The sequence below is a fragment of the Nostoc cf. commune SO-36 genome, assembly GCF_023734775.1.
GTDB classification, from domain to species: domain Bacteria; phylum Cyanobacteriota; class Cyanobacteriia; order Cyanobacteriales; family Nostocaceae; genus Nostoc; species Nostoc commune_A.
In genome coordinates this window covers 2270108-2285169 of sequence record NZ_AP025732.1, presented here as the reverse complement: position 1 = coordinate 2285169, position 15062 = coordinate 2270108, and the positions used below count along the sequence as shown (strand labels likewise).

At 40.2% G+C, this 15062-nt stretch carries 13 protein-coding genes and 1 pseudogene; 5 read left to right on the top strand and 9 right to left on the bottom strand.

Annotated features, from left to right (window positions below; genetic code table 11):
• Nucleotides 1–450: 450 nt before the first annotated feature.
• Together ANSO36C_RS10035 and ANSO36C_RS10030 are read left to right on the top strand one after the other, a co-directional pair.
• Nucleotides 451–1707: an O-antigen ligase family protein gene (locus ANSO36C_RS10035; protein WP_251959409.1), complete on the top strand. Its 1257-nt coding sequence runs from the start codon at nucleotides 451–453 to the stop codon at nucleotides 1705–1707.
• Nucleotides 1682–2842 carry a glycosyltransferase family 4 protein gene (locus tag ANSO36C_RS10030; RefSeq protein WP_251959408.1) on the top strand — a complete coding sequence of 387 codons (1161 nt, stop codon included), beginning with the start codon at nucleotides 1682–1684 and terminating at the stop codon, nucleotides 2840–2842. The genes ANSO36C_RS10035 and ANSO36C_RS10030 overlap by 26 nt, the downstream gene beginning before the upstream one ends.
• A gap of 316 nt (nucleotides 2843–3158) precedes the next feature.
• On the opposite strand, the gene ANSO36C_RS10020 is transcribed toward ANSO36C_RS10030, so the two are convergent.
• Together ANSO36C_RS10020 and ANSO36C_RS10015 are read right to left on the bottom strand one after the other, a co-directional pair.
• Complete coding sequence (locus tag ANSO36C_RS10020) at nucleotides 3159–3491, bottom strand: hypothetical protein (RefSeq protein WP_251960503.1); 333 nt, start codon at nucleotides 3489–3491, stop codon at nucleotides 3159–3161.
• A gap of 144 nt (nucleotides 3492–3635) precedes the next feature.
• Nucleotides 3636–3848, bottom strand: coding sequence for a transposase (locus ANSO36C_RS10015; RefSeq protein WP_251959406.1), 213 nt, complete (start codon nucleotides 3846–3848; stop codon nucleotides 3636–3638).
• Nucleotides 3849–3893: 45 nt separating this feature from the next.
• Between ANSO36C_RS10015 and ANSO36C_RS10010 the strand changes: the two genes are divergently transcribed.
• Nucleotides 3894–4154 (top strand): Nif11-like leader peptide family natural product precursor, encoded by a 261-nt coding sequence (locus ANSO36C_RS10010; protein WP_251959405.1) that lies wholly within the window; start codon nucleotides 3894–3896, stop codon nucleotides 4152–4154.
• 258 nt (nucleotides 4155–4412) lie between these two features.
• On the opposite strand, the gene ANSO36C_RS10005 is transcribed toward ANSO36C_RS10010, so the two are convergent.
• Both ANSO36C_RS10005 and ANSO36C_RS10000 read right to left on the bottom strand, forming a co-directional pair.
• Entirely contained in the window at nucleotides 4413–6998 is a 2586-nt protein-coding gene (locus tag ANSO36C_RS10005; RefSeq protein WP_251959404.1) for a chloride channel protein, read from the bottom strand.
• Between the two features lie 411 nt (nucleotides 6999–7409).
• A complete protein-coding gene (locus ANSO36C_RS10000; RefSeq protein WP_251959403.1) occupies nucleotides 7410–8723 on the bottom strand; it encodes a TldD/PmbA family protein in 1314 nt (437 codons plus the stop codon).
• A gap of 22 nt (nucleotides 8724–8745) precedes the next feature.
• On the opposite strand from ANSO36C_RS10000, the gene ANSO36C_RS09995 reads away from it, so the two are divergent.
• Complete coding sequence (locus tag ANSO36C_RS09995; protein ID WP_251959402.1) at nucleotides 8746–8910, top strand: hypothetical protein; 165 nt, start codon at nucleotides 8746–8748, stop codon at nucleotides 8908–8910.
• A 148-nt stretch (nucleotides 8911–9058) separates the two neighbouring features.
• On the opposite strand, the gene ANSO36C_RS09990 is transcribed toward ANSO36C_RS09995, so the two are convergent.
• Nucleotides 9059–9919 (bottom strand): Tab2/Atab2 family RNA-binding protein, encoded by an 861-nt coding sequence (locus ANSO36C_RS09990; RefSeq protein ID WP_251959401.1) that lies wholly within the window; start codon nucleotides 9917–9919, stop codon nucleotides 9059–9061.
• 81 nt (nucleotides 9920–10000) lie between these two features.
• Here ANSO36C_RS09990 and ANSO36C_RS09985 point away from each other — a divergent pair, with 81 nt between their 5' ends.
• The gene (locus ANSO36C_RS09985) at nucleotides 10001–10321 is read left to right on the top strand and encodes a hypothetical protein (RefSeq protein WP_251959400.1); all 321 of its coding nucleotides are present in this window, start codon (nucleotides 10001–10003) and stop codon (nucleotides 10319–10321) included.
• Between the two features lie 214 nt (nucleotides 10322–10535).
• Here ANSO36C_RS09985 and ANSO36C_RS09980 read toward each other — a convergent pair whose 3' ends face one another.
• From ANSO36C_RS09980 to ANSO36C_RS09965, 4 genes and pseudogenes are all read right to left on the bottom strand, one after another.
• On the bottom strand, nucleotides 10536–11183 hold the full coding sequence (locus tag ANSO36C_RS09980; protein WP_251959399.1) for an HAD-IA family hydrolase: 648 nt from the start codon (nucleotides 11181–11183) through the stop codon (nucleotides 10536–10538).
• A 156-nt stretch (nucleotides 11184–11339) separates the two neighbouring features.
• Complete coding sequence (locus ANSO36C_RS09975; RefSeq protein ID WP_251959398.1) at nucleotides 11340–12533, bottom strand: NAD(P)/FAD-dependent oxidoreductase; 1194 nt, start codon at nucleotides 12531–12533, stop codon at nucleotides 11340–11342.
• Nucleotides 12534–12670: 137 nt separating this feature from the next.
• A complete protein-coding gene (locus ANSO36C_RS09970; protein WP_251959397.1) occupies nucleotides 12671–13693 on the bottom strand; it encodes a GGDEF domain-containing protein in 1023 nt (340 codons plus the stop codon).
• Nucleotides 13694–14633: 940 nt separating this feature from the next.
• Nucleotides 14634–14831: pseudogene (locus ANSO36C_RS09965) on the bottom strand (heavy-metal-associated domain-containing protein); the annotation flags it as partial.
• Between the last annotated feature and the right edge of the window lie 231 nt (nucleotides 14832–15062).

Here is a 15062-nt window from a genome sequence, read left to right as displayed (position 1 = left end):
GAACAATATTGTGTTGCAATTTAGCTTGACAAGCTTTGCAGGTGGTTGTTTTTGGTAAATCTAGGGGCTGGCGATCGCTCTTAAGTATACCCTAAGATAGAGATACTTGAAAAGCAGATTATAAGATAATTTCGGCGAATTGCATTCCCAAATTAAAATAAATAATTGGTAAGGCTAATGAAAACTTTTTGACTTACTTATTTTTTTGTGCATCTGTCCATATCATACTTCATACTACTTTTGACATCGACTCCAGAAGATTTAGCTTGGCTCAAATCTAAGATTACTCATAGCTTCAACAGATGATATTGTCCGCGACTGTAATATGATAATATTCTTTACATACTCAGGATTTTAGCTGGAAAAAATATCAAAATCTCCGCTTAAACCTGCGAGTGTGGGTTTGATCTAAGTTTTTTGTTGTCAAACAAGTATTCACAAATACAAGTTATGATTAATATATTTTTCCTGCTCATACTATTTTCTTCGCTTCTAGGGCGGATAAAAGTTCCTGGAATAAATATTGGTATTCATTATTTATTACTTTCTGCATTTAGCTTTGGTGTAATTAGTTTATCTGTAAAATTAATACCAGAAGTTTTAAAAAAGCATAAAACTATTTTGATATCTATTAGTCTACTGTATTTTTGGATGTGGCTGTCTTCATTGATTAGCCCATTTCCAAATACAGCGATTACTTATAGTCTGAAATATTCTACTTACTTTATAGTATTTTTTGCTTTTTTAGTTCTAAGTTTTAGAAATGTCAAAACCTCATCTTTAACATTTTACTATCGTTCTATATTATATTTATTACAAATAATTGCGGTTTTTGGTTTTCTAGAAGCTTTATTTCCCAATCATTGGATTTTTGAATTATTAAAATTTCCAAGTTATTATCCTCAGATTGGTTCAATCATGCAAAATCCTAACCAGTTTGGGGTAATAGTTTCTATTGGATTATGTTTAAGTTTAATTTTAGAAAAACAGAAAAACATATCTAAATTTGAATTATATATAAGCGAATTTGTTTTTCTTATTTCCCTAGCTTTGTCTGCCAGTAGAAATGCTTGGCTAGTTTTTATTCTTGGTATGTTTCTTTTATTAATATATGAAATCATTAGTATTAAAAAAATGATTTTTATTATGAGTATATGGCTTTTATGCATTATATCTATACCAGTATCTACATATAGAATTGGTTTGGGAAATAGTAAAATATTTCCCTTAATTAATTTATTTTCAACCAATCCTAGCAACATAGTGCTTCCTAGCCCTGTAGGTACAGCTTTATCAAGGTTTGCCCTTTGGCAGGCAGCTATTATTGAAACTATTAAAAGGCCAATTTCAGGTATAGGAGTAGGGGTTTTTGCAGAACATATAGGAGTGAAAGTTTTTGGAGTTAAAGGTTATCACGCACACAACATATTTTTGAATGTTTTAGTAGAACAAGGAGTTGCTGGATTATTACTATTTACAAATTTTTTAGTAAAAATAGCATCTAAAGTTAAATATGCTAATCCTGTTACTATCATTCCGATTATTATGTTTTTAGCATCTCAATTGCCCGATTTTTTTGCTGAAGACTATACTTTTACAACTATTGAGTTTTATTTTCTAGCAGCAACTATCACTTCTAGAAAAGATTTTGTAATTGAATCAAAACCTGAAATTATTTACAATGTTCAAAAAATCTCCGGTAAATAAACGTCATTTTAACTTAATATTTCCGAACATATTTGGTTTTAAGGGAGGTATTCAAGTTTACTCAACATTTTTACTCCAAGCTTTACAAGATATATATCCTGAAGCTCATTATGACGTGTTTCTCAAGTATGACAAGCACAATTTAGGACAGCAGCAAAACTTGCAATTTTTAACTTCAACAAGATTTCATTATTTTGGAGATTTACCACGATTATTGCAAACCATTTTATTCGCTACCAAAATCATTATTTTGGCTATTCTCCAACGCCCCACTATAGTCATATCAACTCATGTTAACTATGCCACTGCTTGTTATGTTCTAAAACTTCTCACTGGGATTCCTTACTGGGTAGTTGCTCATGGCTTAGAAGTTTGGGATCTTGAGAATAAGCCTACAAAATTAGCATTACAAAAAGCAGATAAAATTATTAGTGTTAGTAATTACACTCGCCAGCGCTTGCTTGAATATCAAAATATTGATTCAGAAAAAATAGTTCTTTTACCTAATACGTTTGATGCCAATCAATTTAAAATAAATCCTAAACCTCCCTACTTGCTAAAACGATATAACTTAACAGATGAACAGCCTGTAATTTTAACAGTAACGCGGATGGGACGCATGGCAAAATACAAGGGTTATGACCAAATCCTTCATGCTTTACTTAAAGTGCGGTTGCATATCCCTAATGTTCACTTCATTCTTGCAGGGAAAGGGGATGATTTACCTCGAATTAATGCTTTAGTTACCAGCTTAAATCTACAAGATTGTGTCACTATTGCAGGATTTGTACCAGATGAAGAATTGTGTGCTTATTACAATCTCTGCGATGTTTTTGCTTTGCCTAGTAAAGGAGAAGGATTTGGTATTGTTTATCTAGAAGCTTTAGCTTGTGGGAAACCGGTGCTAGCAGGTAATCAAGATGGTTCTATAGATCCCTTGGCTGAGGGAAAATTGGGATGTTTAGTTAACCCTGATAACGTAGAAGAAATTGCCAATAATCTAATTCAAATCCTGCAAGGCGATTGCTCTAACCCAGTAGTTTACCAACCAGAATACTTGCAGCAAAAAACTATTGAAGCTTTTGATTTTAGTCGGTTTCGTGCAAGTTTAGCAAAGTTAGTTGATGGTCATTAAAAAAATTCTTTGTAATTGTGAAAAATGGAAGATTCAGTATTTGTTATATTTCTTAGCTTTGGGTGTATTTTGATTTTGATGGGAGTTGTAGGTTGGATTGCGTTTTTAAAGTCTGAGGGTGAGGAAATTAAGTTTGGTAAGTGGGGGCTTATAGAACCCATTTGGGATCTATGAAGTAGCTAATCTTCGGAGCATAAGTCTGACAAAACAGAGATGAATTTTAGTCGTCGCATTCTCCAAAGTTCTTTCAAAATTTTTGACCAAGCTTTTACAGCGTTCCATCCAAGCATTACTTCTTTCAATGACCCATCTGGCTTTAACTGGTACAAAACCAGACTTTCCTTTCTGGGCTTTTTCCTGCTGGGATGGCTTGGGAGACAAAAGAAAATTGAATTTTACTCATGATTTCTGGATAAATCTTGACTAACTCGGCTTCCTGAAAGTCAGGATGATAACCGTTGTCTAAAAGAATTGTCGTTTTAGGTAGTTCCACAGGTTTGAATTTAAAGAAGTCGATATGAATTGTCAACATCTTAATCAGCCCTTGGTCATCAGAAATATTCGCCTGAGTACAGTGAGTAAAAAAGGGAAAGCAAGAATATCTACTGCAAGATGCCTTTTTGTACCGTTCGTGGACTTGTAAAAACAAAACCCCTTGGTTTCGATACTAGCATTACAAGTATTTTTGACTGCTTGGGAATCGATCATTATCAAGGTAGTCCAAAGGGGCTTTCTTCCTTTTTTTTCTCGGACTCTGTGATGTAAAATCTCCATGATATCCTCAATCAATCCATCACTTCGCCACTGCTTGTAATGCCAAAAAACTGTGGAATAGGGCGGCAAATCCAACGGTCAAGTCAGCCCAATTACAGCCATTTTTCAGTTGATAAAAGATGCCATCTAAAATTTGTCTTTTACTCCATGTAGGTGGACGAGTCAGCTTCTTTTTAGGTAATAATGGTTCAATAATTAACCACTCTTCATCTGTTAAACTATTTAAATACATGAGTGATAGAAAGTACTATTATTTTAATAGTATACTAGATCCCAAATGGTTTCTATATTACGAGTAGCTAGCGAGGATCAAATTTTAAATATGGCTTTTGAGCAAATCGAAGCATTTTTAAAGAAAATGCAGTCTGAACCTGAACTTAAAAACGAGGTGCTCGCAGCACCAACCGCAGATGATGTTGCGCGAATAGCACTAAAGCTTGGTTTTGAATTTTCAGGTGATGAATTATTGAGAATGTCAGGTAAGAAAGTTGGCAGCATTACTGTTAGAAAAACTGATCTTCCTGGAGAGTACAACTAGGGGTCACGCGAGAATTTTTGAAGAAGGCAGCTATGCTGAGGGCAGAGGGCAGAAGGAACAATTGAATGACCAAGCTCAATCTTTGTTTTGTTAGGCTCATGCTTAAGAGACTCGCAGCTTCTTAGAGATATCAAATGGGTTCTATAGTTGCTATTCCAATCTTAATACCAATAATTGTTTCTCTAATTATTGGCATATTTTATCGTTGAACTCAAATTATGTGTAGATTTGTAGGGGTGCAAGGGCTTGCGCCCCTACTTAATTGTTAATTGCACCCCTGACTAAAATCACTGTACTTTCTACACCAGAGGCGATCGCTTCTGGAATATTACCTTGAATCGCCTGCTGCAACAATCCCTCGCGCGAAGCTCCCACAACGACAACATCATAACCTTCGGTTTTCACTAGGTTAATCACACCTTCAGCAACTGAATCAGCTTGAACTGGGAGAGCAACCACAGTACTGGGCAGTTTTCGCCGCCGCATCAAATGGCGGATGGCTTGTTCTGAAACTGACATATCTGGCTTGAATTCAAATGGCTTAAACACCTGTGTCAAGTGAATTTGCGGTTCATTTCCTAATGTAATTAGAGCAGGTAGTAATTTAATCGCCAGTGGGGAATTGGGGCCACCAGCTATCGGGACTAGCCAACGGTTGAAAGCTTGCCCAGTTGTGCCTAATTTTACTAATACTACTTCGCAAGTGGCTTGGCGAATTATGGTGTCTACAACGTTGCCAAAAATCCTACCGGGGGTAGATGTGTTACCTTTCCATCCCATCAATATAAGGTCGATGTGTTGTTCGTTGACTGTCTCCAAAATTGCCTGGGCTACGTCGTGGGTAACTCGAATCTGCGTGTGTAAGGGAATCTGCCACTTTTTTGCTAAGACTTCAGCCTGTCGTAGCAAGCGACGACTTTTTGCCGTTCTTACTTCGGTTTCTGATGGGGAACTGTGGCGGGGTATCAGCATCACTTGCACGCAATCTATTTCATAATGGCGATCGCGGGCAATAGCTGCTGCCATAAGTAACAAAATATCGGCTGTTTCGGGATTAGCTACGGGTACTAATAATCTACCTCTACCAATACTCGGCGATCGCGTTTGGTAAACTATGTATGAAGGTTCTGGTTGCAGTTTAGGAGTCCGGTTATCACAATTGAGATGATCTGCTTCCGCCCGAATAATATCTGCACGGGTAATAATCCCAATCAGTTTTCGTCCATCCACCACAGGTAAACGGCTGATTTGATAGCGATTGAGTAAATACAGCACATTACTTAGGGTGTGGATTGGTGTTACTGTCATCGGGACAGGCGTCATAATTTCTTTTAAGAAAATATCATTAGCTAAATTGCGTTCGCGTATTTTCAGCAAATCTGATTGCGTCACAATCCCGATTAACTTGCTATCTTCTACCACCGGGAAACCGCGATGATGGGAACGGGCAAAGAATTGCATTGCTTCTTCCAAGCTCATCTCTGCATCCAAAGTTTCTACCCGTTCTTGCATCACATCTTTTGCAGTTAATTTGGTTAACGCTCCTTCTATCGGAACTTCTTTGGTGAGAGTGATGCCTTTTAACTCCAAAAGTTTTTCATAAAGCGAACCAGGCACTACTTTATCCGCAACTAGGTAAGCTGCGACAGAAACAATCATTAAAGGTAGTACCAAATTGAAATCTGTAGTCATCTCAAACACAATCACAATTGCCGTGATTGGCACTTTGGAAACGGCGCTAAAAAATCCACCCATACCCGCTAGCGCGTAAGTAGTCGGAGAACCCGCGCCGGTGATGTATAACTCAGAGACACCGATGATGTGTCCTAAACAAGAACCCAAAATTAGACTGGGAGCGAATAATCCCCCCGGCGCTCCTGAACCAAAGGCAATGAGTGTGAGAATGAACTGGGCGGCAAAGGCGATCGCAGCTACGCTAGGATCAGAACCTCCAGTAATTAAAGACTCGCGTAATCCCGTATTGTCGCGGAAGGATGCAGGGAGAATTGCCACGACAATACCAGAGATAAATCCAGCTAAAGCCACCTGTAGCGATAAGCTGATATGTAGTCTTCTATAAAATTTAATACTAAATATTAAGCCGCGATTAAACAATGCGCCCAGCAAGCCTGCCAAAATACCCAATAAAATGAAAAAGGGAATTTCCGGGATAGAGAATTGGCTGGAAGATTGAGTTAATTGCAAATTAAGGTCTAAACTGCCACCACCCAATAGCCGGGATATTACCCCACCAATAAAGGAGGCAATAATGGCAGTTCCCAGAGTCAAGCCTGATAAATCCTGGAGTAACTCTTCAACGATAAATAATACACCTGCGATCGGGGCATTGAAAGCAGCCGCCAAACCTGCACCTGCACCAGCTGCAATCATTTGCCGCCGATGATCTGGGGAAGTGGGAACCCAACGACTCATTCCTGCTGCCAAACTGGCCCCCACTTGGACGGTGGGGCCTTGCCGTCCCAAAGTCATGCCCGAACCAATGGCAATGATGGCACTGAGTAACTTTACACCTGCCACCCGCCAAGATAATCTCATAGACACATTGGCAAGAGTTGCTTTGACTTGGGGGATACCGCTACCAGAAGCCTCTGGTGCCAACCTTTCTACCAACCAGCCAGCCACAAATCCTAGGACAAGACCAATTATCGGTAGTGTTAGCCATGCGGGGAAAATGTGGGTACTATGGACTCGCCATGTCCCCAGCCATCCAGAACCCACTTTTAGGAATACCGCAGATAGAGCAGCAACTAAACCGATTACACAAGCTTCAGCGATCGCTAAACCTTTTCGAGGCTGCCACCAGGTACGAAAGCGCTGATTCATACCAATTTTAGATTTTAGATTTTAGATTTGGGATTACAATCTACTAAAAAGCTGTCACCGAAATTTCAGAGCAATACAGTTCAGTTAAGCAATTTTTTCCTTCTCTTTCTTCTCTCTGCGTCCTCTGCGCCTTCTCTACGAGACGCTACGCGTTGGCGAAAGCCTCTCGTAGAGAAGGCGGTAGCCTGCGGCAAGCCGAAGCGTCTACGTTAAAAAATTGACTTGGATAACAGAGTTTTAGCCTTAACTGAACCGTTTCGCTATTACAATACAAGCACTATCCTCAATTACGAATTAATAAACTTTGGGGGTTTAAGTCCCCAGCAAGACAGGCAGCCCGTTTTGTGTAGGGGTCTAAATCCCCGTCACAAAACGTAATTGCGAATTGCGAATTGCGAATTGCGAATTGTTTTAATTGCTTCTCCCCGTAGTGGATAGCCCTTCAACTATCAGAGATGGAGTGTAACAAGAACCATTCCAATCAGCATCATTGCCTAGTGTAACTAATTGTCTTAGGGCAGTGTAGACATTACCTGCAACCATAGTATCCTTAACGCGCCCAATTACGTGACCATTTTGGACGCGGTAGCCTAAATCAACGTTGATGGAAAAATCTCCAGAAATACTGCCGCCGCCACCCAGCATTTGATCCACAATCAAGCCATCATCTAGTTGTCTAATCAAATCTGGTAGAGATGCCGAACCTGGTTGGATCAGAAAATTAAATAAACCAGGGGTGGGATAGCTGCCCAAGCCAGGGCGAAAACCATTTCCAGTGGTGCTAGTACCAAGTTGGCGTCCGGTAGTGCGATCGCCATAAAAATTCTGTAAAGTCCCGTTCTCGATAAATACTAAAGATTTCGTCGGAGTGCCTTCATCATCAAAAGGGCAACTGTAAGGGCCCGCTTCTGGATCTTGGTAGAGAGTGAGGCTAGGTGCGACTACTGGCTTACCCAGGTGTTCTGCCCAAGGAGAAGCTACTTCTAAGACTCGCTTGCCATTCAACGCTGCTTGCACAGTACCCCAAAGCATATCGGCAGCTTTGGAAGTGAACAAAATTGGTACGCGCCCAGTCGGAGGTGAGATATTTTCTCTGGCCCAAATTAAGCGCTGTAAAATTTGATTAGCTAATCTCTTTGGGTCGAGTTCGCCACGCTTCGTTTGTCCATCGGCAACATTCAAAAAATCATCGCCACGTACCCATTCTGCGGATACATAGCAGCTAAGGGTAGTGTCAGTATAGTGACAATCTAAACCTTTGGTATTGACTAGTCTAGTGGTTTCAATATCACATTCCCAGTCACCATTGCACACAATATCTGGATAGACATCACGGATAAGTGCGATCGCTTCTTTGCCCCAATCTACCAAAACTTCTATCGGCACACTTTCCCCTAAATCTGGGTAGAAGGGCTGAAAGTTAGAGGTTAATTCTACTGCTTCCGCTTGATTAAGTTGACTGAGTGCTAGAGCTTTTTCCACCATTACTTCGGCTAAGACAGAACCATAAGCTACCGTGAGTCCCGGACGCCCATTTCGCCAAAGCCTTAGCGCTGTGCCTTCAGATTGACTGGTTTCTAGCTGTTTTAGTCGGTTGCCCTCAAAAAACACTGGACGAGAAAGCGATCGCGACTGATACACCTCAGCAGCTTCGGCTCCGGATTTTATAGCTAGTTCCAGCAACTGTTCTGCTAGTGTATCTTGTGACAAATTTTCAGAACCCATGACCCTTAGTGAATAGTGGATTTTGAACCGCATATCAACCCTGTCTCTTGAAAGTCTGATTACCAAAAGCCGACGTTGGCGCAGCCCGCCGCAGGCATCAGACTTTCCGCCGATGGACGCAGATAACTATCCAAAAATCATCAGCATATTTCGGCAGTTGCGATTTGAAACCACAGATCAACGCTGATGGACGCTGTTAATTATCCCAAATCATCGTCATATCTCAACGGATCTAGTCATTTGTCATTTGTCATTTGTCATTGGGCATTGGGCATTGGGCATTGTGCATGGTTATTCTCCTTGTCCCCTTGTGCCCTTGTCCCCAATCCCCATTTTCAAAGATTAACCTCTTGCAACAGCCAAAAACCAGCAAAAGATTCTGCTTTGGGATCAGACTGTATACCAATAAAATGCACTCCGTTAGCTTTTTGCTTGGCTTCTTCAAAACCTTTAGCTTCTGCTAAGATTTGAGGCTTCTTGATATTTGCCACAATCCAGCTGTCAGTTACACCAGTTTCTAAAAGCAATCTCGCCTCAACGCTAGTATCAAATTTTAAAAAAGCCAACTCCAAACCAGACATCCAGCCTGCTAAGGGCAACGCTCTTGGTGAGAAAATCAAAATGCCAGGAATACGGGCTTCGGGTGAAACTTTCGCCAACTCTAGGGGGAAAGCTTCACCAAAACCAATTTCCCACTCTGGCATTTCTGCCAAATCCGCAGCATCTAAGGTGACAAATACCCACTGCTGTCCTTCTAAAGCATCTGGTAAACGTTGGGGCAAAGGTTTCTCCAGGCGGACTGAGGGATTAGCCCCCCCTTGATACCCTGGTTCTTGAGGATACACTTCTTCCATTCGCTGTTCTAACCATTGGTTGAGAACCAAAGTACGGCGGCTAGGCTGGGCAGGAATGCCTAAGTCTTGGCAGGCTTTAGTAATCATGTTGTTCATTTGGCGACGGAAAAAGCGGATTTTGATTGGTGCTTTTCCAGCTTGGTTAATAGCCTCTTGCAATGCTGCCCGCAATGAACCCGAATTTACCTGGGTACTGGGACAATATTGAGCATAGCGAAACAAAGAATCTGCTTTTGTGTCGATATCCAAGGGGCTTTCGCAGACTAAGACTTCCCAAATTTTTTTCTGATTATCGTCCAAAATTGGACGCGAGTAAAAATCGATTTCCCAAATACTGCCCATGTTTTGCGGTAAAAAGCTGGCTGTTATGTTTTCCTGATATGTAGATCATACGAGTGTTGGGGCAGCATTTGGCATTGGGCATTGGCCATTGAGACGAATGAGTATCAAAGGTGGATGAATGAGTCTTTGAGGTGGATGAATGAGTATCAAAGGTGGATGAATGAGTCTTTGAGGTGGATGAATGAGTATCAAAGGTGGATGAATGAGTCTTTGAGGTGGATGAATGAGTATCAAAGGTGGATGAATGAGTCTTTGAGGTGGATGAATGAGTATCAAAGGTGGATGAATGAGTCTTTGAGGTGGATGAATGAGTATCAAAGGTGGATGAATGAGTCTTTGAGGTGGATGAATGAATATCAAAGGTGGATGAACGAGTATCTGAGGTGGATGAACGAGTTTTAGAACTTAAAGTATAAAGTTCTAAAACTCATTCATTCCTTTTATCCATCATCCTTTGAGCAAAATATAGGAAGTTTTTGGAGTGATTGGTTTTGCCATGACTGGGGAATTCGTCAGGCGATCGCTATTTAGAGGGGTTTATTGCCTCCATAATATAAATACAAACTATGTCAAAATAACTCGTAATTATATAGCAATCCAAATTGAACCTATCCCCTCATTTTCCCCGGTTAATCCAAACGCCCCTGAGTCCGGCCGCTTTCGCTGCGTGATAGTCTTCTACAATGCTATCGCCGATATGCCACGCCGCCTCTGGGGAACATTTATGTTTATCTAAGGCAATAGCAAAAATTTGAGGATCTGGTTTAGCTGCACGTACCTGGGTAGAAATGGTAACAGAGTTAAAAAACTCTCTCAATCCCAAACTTTGCAATACTGAGTAAATTCGAGAATCAAAATTGGACAGCACCCCCAAGGTAACTCCCAACCGCCGCCAGTTGATTAAAGCTGGCAAAACATCAGGATAGACAAACCACGGTTCGGCAGTGCCAAAGTGAATGTAAAGTTCGCTAAAAAAAGCCGAAAAGTCAGAAAATTCCTTGAGAACACCTGCACTTTCAAAAGTGTTCAGGGCAATTATCCGCCACCAATCAAATTCGCGCTGGGGAATATCTTGCAGTTCCGCATCTGGAAATATCGGTGGCGGCGAGGCTTTAAAGCTTTTAATGAAAGCTGTATTCAATGTTTCGGCGGAAACTGTAACGTCAAATTCTTGGGCTATCTGACTATAAACTTCGCCCACACTACCTTTGACATCGAAAAGTGTACCCACAGCATCTAAAAAAATAACTTTCGGTTGTTTCATCAAAGTTTGAACATTTTGAATGTTGAATTTTAGATTTTGGCTTGTTAAAGAGCTTCTGTGGGTAGAGTCTAGCATCTACTCAGTAGGTTGGCGAAAATAAAGCAGATGATTGTAAATGCCTTGGTTCTTTACCAATGACCAATGCCCAACCTGAAGTTACCGAGAAAGTGTTTCTATGATAGGACGCACTAGCCAATTAAAACCAACTTTAAGCTGATGGTCTAAGGTTGGCAACCTATATAAATAGGCCATACGACGGGCAGCGTATGCTAAAGGCCCATCTAGTTTAATTCCCAAACCAGTGAGAGTGGCGTTGTCTATTCCTAATGCCATCATTTCTCCTAACTGTTGGTAATGGAAGGGAAGGAGGGGGCGATTAGTCAGAGTTGCCCAGATATTCCAAGCAGTATAATCAGCTTGTTGGAAAGCGGCTTGTGCGGTGGCGGGTACTTGTTGTCCTTCGGCATCATGACAGTCTGCTAAATCTCCCAAGGCAAAGATTTCTGGATGATCAAGAACTTGCAGATTGGATGTAGTGCTGATTTGACCACGCTGATTTTGCTTGAGAGAAAGAGATTTGACTACGGGCGCAACTCTCGTTCCTACAGTCCAAATTACCAAATCCACAGGAATTTTATCTAACTGGTTTTTGTATTCTAAGGAGATGGTATTTTGCTCTATTGATTCTACTTTGGTTTCTAAATCAAGAAACACACCACGGGCTTCTATTGCTTTCTTTGCTGCTTCCCGGTTAAACTCTGGGGAAGTTCGCAAAATTTGATCAGCGATTTCAATAATCCGAAAGCGTCCTCTTTCACCTAATCTGTCGGCTAACTTACAGGCTAACTCTACACCACTGTAGCCAGCCCCAACGATCGCCACCCGAATTTTATCAGCATCCGATTCTTCTAAAAATCGCAGGCGTTCTTCTAAACGATAGGCATCAGAAATTGTGCGGAATGTGTAGGCGTAGGCTGCCGCACCAGGGACTAAATCTAGCGGTGTCTCACCTCCTAGCGCCAGCACTAATCGGTCATAAGGGATTTCGGGCCCTTCGTTTATATTTACCCGTTGCTGGTCGATGTCAATTCCAGACACAACTCCTTGATAAAAACGTACCCCAGTACCTTGCAAAAGTTCTTCAAAGGGTGGGGCAATTTCCCAGGTTTGTAGTTCGCCTGTGAGTAATTCGTAAAGTAAAGGAGAGAATAAGAAGCGATCGCTTTGATCTACCAGAACAATTTCGGGTTTTTGTGTAGATTCCCAAGGTAGTTGGCTTAACCGCAGGGCTGTGTAGAGGCCACCAAAGCCTCCGCCAAGGATGCAAATTCTAGAAGTTAGTTGAGTCATCTATTCTATCTATGGAACAGTCAATACTAGTTGGGCAACTAACTTCAGTCTAGTGACTTAAAGCGGACTTTTCCAAACCCCCTAAAGTTTTTGAGGGATGGGGAAAAAGACTTCAGCCGTAGGCAAGCCTAAGTAGTTCACGAAGAAACAACTTTCAAATGTGAGGCATGAGATAAGTAGTTCGAGTCAATAACCCGATTACGCCCAGAAGTTTTAGCCTGTAACAGACATTGATCAGCACGATGTAGCAGACTCTCTCCTTTTTCATCATCTTCAGTTCGCAGAGAGGCTGTGCCCAAACTAATGGTAATATTAATTGTTAGTTTATTTTTGAGTGCAAATGGTTCGTCGCTGACTACACGGTTGAGACGACGGGCGACTAATAGCGCTTCGTCATCGGTAGTGTTAGCCAAAAGAATTACAAATTCTTCGCCACCATAGCGGAATGCTGTATCTTGACAGCGCAGATTGTGACGTAGACGCTGACATAGTATTTGTAAGATGCGATCGCCTACTAAATGCCCGTGAGTATCGTTAACGTTTTTGAAATGATCTACATCCAGAATAATCAAACTCAAGGAAGTTTTTTGAGTCCTAGCTCTTTGAATTTGCCTGGGTAAGTCCCATTCTAAAGCACGACGGTTATTTAATTCTGTCAACGAATCGGCTAAGGCGATCGCAGATAACATATCGTTTGTCCGAATCAAATCTCGGTATTTTTGTGCTTTCCGCAACCCAACAGTTAATTGAGCAAGTATTAGTCCATGATTGGCGGTCAACTCTGCTAGGTTATCATCTGTTTTTTCTTCAATAATATGCCAAATATAAGCATCGGCTCCTTGCTTTAGTGCCGCAGCACTCATCTCTAATTCTCTGTGCCAACCTTTATTTTTATCAGTCAGCTGCTGGGGACGATCCTCGAAAAGAATACAGTATATCCACGATAGTTTCGTCTGATCCTTCAACCATCCGCACAGTTCCATACTGCCATCTACGCTAGCCTGCACAAGTATGATATCGGGGGGCGTGGTTTTAATCCGTGACACTGCCTGATTGAGATTGTCTATAATTTCTACACTAAAAGCAGCCGCATAAAGAATCTGAGATGGAAGTGTGGCGAGAAAGTTATTTTTTCCAAAGACCAGAATAGAAATATTCATTAATTTATTTTTTATCCTATTTAATTAAAGAGATTAACCTAGTCAAGCTTATTGCTTTTGTTACTTAGTACTAAATATGAGTTTTTTGCTGAGTTATATTTCTGGAGTTTCTGATTTTTTCAACGTCGAATATATAACTGTTTTTCAACTTAAATCTCCTTATAAGGCTTTATATTTACTACTACAGCTTTGGAAATATCCACTTCTGACAACTAATGTCTTCTTTACACTTTGTTTTTAAAACAGTATAAACACTGAATATTTTTGAGATGGATACAACTTATTACGGGACTTTCTTAAGTGCTATTTACTGATATAATTTCCAAAATAAATCCTTTGTAATAACCTTCAAATTAAGCAGCTAAATTTATTCCTAAGTAGGAAAATAAATAAAATATAAAAGTTTTTTATCAAATTAAAAAATCCAAAGTTTTATCATTGAGCTAAAACTATTATTTTTCATAGATAAACTCAGCCTTCATTTTGAGATAATAGGCTGAGATCAAATATTAAGGTAAAAGTTTAATTGCAACCAAAATGCAAGTTAAATAGACAGCAGAACTCTTTGCCACTAGTGTTGGTAGCTTCTCGCACTAACATTTTTTAGAATTACAGAGCGAATTTATCGGGTAAAAATTCACAATTTAAGTGAAGTGTAAACCCAAGTTTCACGATAGATTAGCAGAAGAAAGAAAATTCTTCTGCCTACCCTTTATCTATGCTGGGTTATTTACTTAATTCACATCTTTTCTTATTTGCTCTAACCTGATAAATCTAGAAAAGAAAGCTAAATAAAAAACCTTGATGTCAAAACCTGCCCCTAATGTGGGTAAATTAGTTCTACTCCGCCTTTTTTTCGGGCGGAATAAATATAAAAAAGTTTGTTAGCGTCGCCTGAGATATTAAATTTCAACTTCTGTGAAGAGCTAGAACCTGAACAATAACCTTCAACAGTATAACCAGCAGCAACAATTACCTGTTTGATTGACTCCTCAAAAGCTGCTGATTCCACCCTAGCAATTTTCGCGTTAACATCGATATCCACCCTGGCTTCAACTTCAATAACGTGGATAAATTCAGTAATTATTTCTGCACATCCCTCACAAGCAATATTTGATACTTTCAGTTGTAGTGCCATTTACTACCATAATATGGGAATTTTAAAGTATTTCTTAAGGATTAATGTTAAGCATTAAAATGCGATGTCTACGACGGGCTATGCCTACGCACATCCTCCCAGCGTCAGTTTATGGTGTAAAAGCATCTTAATCACTGCATTTTGCTCACTAACTGACACAATTCGCTGGCAGTAATATGAAACAAAATGCAAGAATATATAAAGCTATTTATGAAAATACACTTACCTAGT

What these genes read in the sequence shown, in the direction of transcription:
- ANSO36C_RS09970 (WP_251959397.1), bottom strand. Translation starts at nt 13,693, where the DNA reads ATGAATATTTCTATTCTGGTCTTTGGAAAAAATAACTTTCTCGCCACA.
- ANSO36C_RS10015 (WP_251959406.1), bottom strand. Translation starts at nt 3,848, where the DNA reads ATGTATTTAAATAGTTTAACAGATGAAGAGTGGTTAATTATTGAACCA.
- ANSO36C_RS10005 (WP_251959404.1), bottom strand. Translation starts at nt 6,998, where the DNA reads ATGAATCAGCGCTTTCGTACCTGGTGGCAGCCTCGAAAAGGTTTAGCG.
- ANSO36C_RS09980 (WP_251959399.1), bottom strand. Translation starts at nt 11,183, where the DNA reads ATGAAACAACCGAAAGTTATTTTTTTAGATGCTGTGGGTACACTTTTC.
- ANSO36C_RS10010 (WP_251959405.1), top strand. Translation starts at nt 3,894, where the DNA reads ATGGTTTCTATATTACGAGTAGCTAGCGAGGATCAAATTTTAAATATG.
- ANSO36C_RS10030 (WP_251959408.1), top strand. Translation starts at nt 1,682, where the DNA reads ATGTTCAAAAAATCTCCGGTAAATAAACGTCATTTTAACTTAATATTT.
- ANSO36C_RS10035 (WP_251959409.1), top strand. Translation starts at nt 451, where the DNA reads ATGATTAATATATTTTTCCTGCTCATACTATTTTCTTCGCTTCTAGGG.
- ANSO36C_RS10000 (WP_251959403.1), bottom strand. Translation starts at nt 8,723, where the DNA reads ATGGGTTCTGAAAATTTGTCACAAGATACACTAGCAGAACAGTTGCTG.
- ANSO36C_RS09975 (WP_251959398.1), bottom strand. Translation starts at nt 12,533, where the DNA reads ATGACTCAACTAACTTCTAGAATTTGCATCCTTGGCGGAGGCTTTGGT.
- ANSO36C_RS09990 (WP_251959401.1), bottom strand. Translation starts at nt 9,919, where the DNA reads ATGGGCAGTATTTGGGAAATCGATTTTTACTCGCGTCCAATTTTGGAC.